The following is a 4,135-nucleotide window of genomic DNA, read 5'->3' as shown; positions in this document are numbered from 1 at the left end:
GCACCGGCGCCTACGCCGGCGACCGGGCCGTGACCCGGGCCGAGCTGGCCACCATCTTCGCCCGGTACGCCGAGGTGAAGGGTCTGAGCACCACCACTGGCGACCTGAGCGCCTATGCCGACGCCGACGCCGTGGCCGACTGGGCCGCCGACGGCATGGCTGTGGCCGTGGGCTCCGGCATCCTCTCCGGCAAGCCCGGCAGCCGCCTGGACCCCAACGGCACCGCCCTCCGCGCTGAGCTGGCCACCATCCTCCTCAACTTCTCCAAGCTTACCCCCGCCGAGGAGACCGAGGGGCTTACCCTGAACACCTACCTGGAGCAGTCCGAGTACGACTGGTTCCGCACCGGCAAGACCTCCTACACCATTCAGGGCAAGATGGTCTCCGCCCCCACCGAGGTCTACAACAACCTGGAGGATGTCCACTACACCGCCGAGCCCAACGGCCAGGATGTGGTCCTCAAGGGGACCGGCGGCGAGGAGTGGGTGACCGGTCTGGAGAAGGTCATGAAGACCTACACCAAGGCCGACGGCTCCGCCCTCACCGCTGAGGACTTTGTGGCCGACACCTATATCGACCTGAAGACCAAGGCCGAGCCCGACACCAATTACGCCATGTTCATCCCCGCCGACGTCCAGGTGATCGTGGAGACCTCCTGGGGCGATGTGCTCACCGCCAACCGTCCCCAGGTCCCCCACGGCGAGGGCGACTATCTGGTCTGCGCCGTGGGCGAGGACGGTCAGCCCAACCTGGCCGACGTGTGGGTGGTCAACGGCGCCACCTTCCCTAACACCTATGATATGACCAACGCCGCCTGAGCCCGGCACATTCCAGCATCAAAAAAGACGTGGAGCCGTAAAGGCACCCCCGCAAAAGGACAACAAAAAACCAATTTTGCGCATCAGCGTGGAAGGGCCTGCGGATTTCCGCAGGCCCTTCTTTTTGCGCACATCAGAAAAGGGCGAAAACAGCCGGTTAACTGTCCTTGCCCCCGCTATTTGAGAAGTGCTGCGAAAAACGATTTCTCGATACGGTTAAGCCCCAGCAGTATATGGGGAAAATGAGGGCATGTGGTGTTCCACATGCCCTCATTTTGGCCTATACTTCACAAAAACGACTTCCAAAATTTGGAGGCAGTTAAATTGCAGTAATGCAAATATTGTTGTGGCTTTTTCTATCCGCTTGTGGTATGTTGTCTTGCTACAAGGGGGTAGGATAATATGCGCAATACACTGAAACTGCTGTATGATAGATTTTATACACCTGTGCCCATGGCAGAAGCTGAACAGGAAATTGAAGTTTGCCACCGTCAGCTCATCGAGCGACTGGAAAAACCGGAGAGAAAACTGGTGCTGCGGATCATGGATACCCAGAATCTAATGGCGGAAGAGCGCTCCATGGACAGTTTCCTCTGTGGCTTTCACCTGGCTTTGGAAATGGCAAACGAATTGAATTACTATAAACAGGATAGGCAGTCATTGCCAGCTGAAGAAGATGAGACAGATGCCGGTTCTGATGATTGTAACAGGAAGCAGTAGGCATTTAGCACATCTCACCTATACACCTGCCAGGTACATCTCGATGAGAGCTTCTTCCACACCGCTCTCCCGGCGACGATACCGCTCAATAATGGCGGTCTCAAAGGATATCCCCTTGAGCTTGGGCACCTTGAGGGTGACATCCCCGGAAGTGGTGGTGAAGTTGCGGCTGTAGTGGCCGCTGCGGCAGCCCTGGCGCTGTTCATTGCGCTCGTACCGGGCTGCCTGGGTCAACTTCTCTGCTTCGGCCTCCAGCAGCTAGTTGAGGCTTCCATCCACGCTGCCTCGCACCAGCTCATTGAGCTGCCCCTTTATGACTTCCTCGTTTAGCTGTACAATCTTCTCGGACATGGTCTGATGTCTCCTTTCAGAATGGTGTGTCGCGACTCCATTCTAGCAGAGATCTGCAAACCATCTCTCTTTTTGCTTTTGCGAAACTTATTCTACCTGACCCTGCTTTTCTCCTTGTCTCAAAAGAAGTGAAACGCAAGTAAAAAGAAGCGCTCAAAATAAAATGAGCGCTTCCTTACGATTAAATGCAAATTTTCTTGGATATTAGTACATCCAATTTTTCAATGATTTCTTTCTGACTATTTTGTACTGATATAAACTTTTGGGCAATCTCCTTTTGAAGTGAAAGGCTAATATTTCCTTTACCATCGACAGGAATTGGTACCATAATGTCGCTTAACATCGAAGGATATAGTTTCGTAAATTCATCTTCTCCGTTATCGCCTTTTCTACCTTTAGCCAGCTCCCGGAATATGGGTTCTAATGTAAATTTCATATAATCGAAGTCCAAATCTTGACGCCCGTTTTTAGGAACCAAGATTCCACGATCTCCGTTAATAGAAAATTTGCCATCCAGAATAAGAATCGTACCTGCAAATCCATTTGTTGACCATGTCATATAACGACCATCATAATCATAGGTATCTAAATGGGTCAGTGTCCCTTGACTTGATGCCGAGTAGACAGGGTAGGGGCCTGAGTGCAGGTTCCCGTACTTTTTGGTGTACTTTGACTTTCCTTTAATAGTGTCAAATAGCTCACTCAAAGGCAAATATTCAATCGCATATTCGTCACAATTCGGCACAATAGAAACCTGTGAGAGATTTGCAATTTGTTCAACAACAGTTTCTTTGGTTTGTTCCAAAGTTACATAACCTACAGCGATTTCTTTTTGCTTTTCAAGCCAAGGCTCTCCATTATACATTCCCTTCAAAACACCTAAATCGCTAAGGTACTTGAAGATGAAAATCTCAACAAAGGTGTACAAACAATTTTCAGGCGTCGCTCCTGAAACAGCCCATAAATCTTGCCATACTTTTTCGGCCAGAGGCAGAGGATCAACAGACGCAGCAGCCTTGATTTGATTATTAGTAGCATTAATAGAGGCTCGAATCTTATTGATGAGGGTAATACACTCTGTGCTACTCTTGTCAAAATTTAATGTAATGCGGCTACCATCTTCCTGTAGAATTTCTTGACCGGTAGCGGGGTTAATCCAAAAAGTTTTCTTGCCGTCAGTAACAATGTAAATTTTTGCCTGCAATATCTGGGCTGTCCCAATTTCTTGTGCAATAGCTTTAGCAATTTGCTTTTCGGTTCGCAACTCCTGAGGGGTTTTATACTCGATAGCTGCGATAATAATTGGCTTTTTAACAATTAAGGCATCCGGCTTTTTTCCCTCATATGCCTCATAGTCTTTATCGGGAATAATCTTCGCTCCTTTAAGAGCTTTTAATGTAGTAGCGCCAATATTGTAGAAATTCCAATCGCCCATTTTTTCAGGAGCTTCTATCAAATTACGCTGAATCAGTTCTTCACTCAATGGTATCTGCTCCTTCCTGCCCCGTACTGGTGGCGTTTAGATAGGCATCTATGTCATCTTTACGGATGCGCCAGCTTCTACTTCCTACTTTGGAAGCAACAAGTTCCTTAGAGGCAATCATTCGCCGTACCGTTTTATCGCATACTTTCAAATATTCAGCCGCTTGAGCAACTGTAAATAGTTCGTCTGCCATAACACATTCACCCCATTTTGTCAAGTATATCATTATTTTTTGGGGGCTGCAATATATTGGGGGGAAATTTTGTGAATCTATCAAACTCAAATAGACAATAGTGGATTTAATTGGACAATTTTCGTTTTCCATTGTCCAAAAATTTTTTCTTTTTGAAGATTAATAGATGGGATAAACCATTGATGTGCTCATTTTGAACATAAGGATTGAACCAATTTAATTTAGGGTAGCGGGTTTGCCGTTAAATTCTTACGTGATGCTTTACCACAAGCTGTTCCAGAATGGTTACCTCAGCCTTATGGAGAGTCGGAACGATTTTCATATAGGCTAATTTTAACCAAGGTATTGACTTGCCTCCAGCGGTAAAACGCCCGCCCTTCTGGGCGGGCGTTTTACGCAAGCATAGCGTTTTGATGTCAAAACGCGCTTGTAGGGGAAACCCCTGTCCCCAATGCCGCCTGCGGGCGGAACCTTTTGACAATGTTGCCGAAAAGTTTTCGGAAGATTTTCCACGCAAGATCGGGTTTGACAAAATTGTCAAACCCGATCTCATTTGAACATTTGGCAATT

General features: G+C 48.0%; 5 protein-coding genes and 1 pseudogene. 2 read left to right on the top strand and 4 right to left on the bottom strand.

The genetic code is table 11. The annotated features are described in order from the left end of the window. Together Q0Y09_RS04790 and Q0Y09_RS04785 are read left to right on the top strand one after the other, a co-directional pair. On the top strand, positions 1–818 hold an 818-nt coding region (locus tag Q0Y09_RS04790; RefSeq protein ID WP_297718408.1), incomplete at its 5' end, for an S-layer homology domain-containing protein. A 402-nt stretch (positions 819–1,220) separates the two neighbouring features. Next, entirely contained in the window at positions 1,221–1,538 is a 318-nt protein-coding gene (locus Q0Y09_RS04785; protein ID WP_297718405.1) for a DUF6809 family protein, read from the top strand. A 21-nt stretch (positions 1,539–1,559) separates the two neighbouring features. On the opposite strand, the pseudogene Q0Y09_RS04780 reads toward Q0Y09_RS04785, so the two are convergent. The 4 genes and pseudogenes from Q0Y09_RS04780 to Q0Y09_RS04765 all read right to left on the bottom strand — a co-directional run. Next, positions 1,560–1,889: pseudogene (locus tag Q0Y09_RS04780) on the bottom strand (transposase); the annotation flags it as partial. Positions 1,890–2,070: 181 nt separating this feature from the next. Further along, complete coding sequence (locus Q0Y09_RS04775; RefSeq protein WP_297718402.1) at positions 2,071–3,372, bottom strand: restriction endonuclease subunit S; 1,302 nt, start codon at positions 3,370–3,372, stop codon at positions 2,071–2,073. Then, entirely contained in the window at positions 3,365–3,565 is a 201-nt protein-coding gene (locus Q0Y09_RS04770; RefSeq protein ID WP_195451378.1) for a helix-turn-helix domain-containing protein, read from the bottom strand. The genes Q0Y09_RS04775 and Q0Y09_RS04770 overlap by 8 nt, the downstream gene beginning before the upstream one ends. Positions 3,566–3,806: 241 nt before the next feature. Then, a partial coding sequence (locus Q0Y09_RS04765) for a hypothetical protein (RefSeq protein WP_297718397.1) occupies positions 3,807–4,135 on the bottom strand: 329 nt, incomplete at its 5' end.

Source organism: Intestinimonas sp., assembly GCF_026169115.1.
Lineage (GTDB): Bacteria > Bacillota > Clostridia > Oscillospirales > Oscillospiraceae > Intestinimonas.
Note: the sequence above shows the minus strand (reverse complement) of the source record. Positions and strands in the feature narration are given on the sequence as shown.